The sequence below is a fragment of the Caldivirga sp. MU80 genome, from assembly GCF_001663375.1.
GTDB lineage: Archaea > Thermoproteota > Thermoprotei > Thermoproteales > Thermocladiaceae > Caldivirga.
In genome coordinates this window covers 1-475 of the sequence record NZ_LCTF01000079.1, presented here as the reverse complement: position 1 = coordinate 475, position 475 = coordinate 1, and the positions used below count along the sequence as shown (strand labels likewise).

Here is a 475-nt window from a genome sequence, read left to right as displayed (position 1 = left end):
CTTTGATGATGCTTTGGGTGTTTTGCGTGGTTTGGTTGGTGGTTTTGGTAAGGTTGGTGTTGTTTTTGGTGTTGGTCATGCTCATATTGATGCTGCTTGGCTTTGGCCCTTTGAGGAGAGTAGGCGTAAGGTTTTGAGGACCTTCGCAACAGTGGTCACGTTGATGAGGAGGTTTAACTTCACTTATGTTCAGAGTTCTGCATTGTACTACCAGTGGCTTCTTGAGGATGATCCTCAACTCTTCAGTGAGGTTAGGAGGCTTGTTGATGAGGGTAGGTGGATTCTCGGTGCTGGTTGGGTTGAGGCTGATGCAAACATGCTGAGCGGTGAATCATGGGCAAGGCAAATGCTCTACTCACAAAGATTCTACAAGAGGCACTTCGGAAAATACGCAGAGGTACTATGGCTACCAGACACCTTCGGATTCAACCAAACAATACCACAAATAGCAAAACAAAGCAAAATAAAAGCATTC

Annotated in this window: 1 pseudogene; it reads left to right on the top strand. The window is 45.5% G+C overall.

The window, feature by feature from the left end:
• Positions 1-31 precede the first annotated feature (31 nt).
• Positions 32-475: pseudogene (locus tag AAX04_RS11525) on the top strand (alpha-mannosidase); the annotation flags it as partial.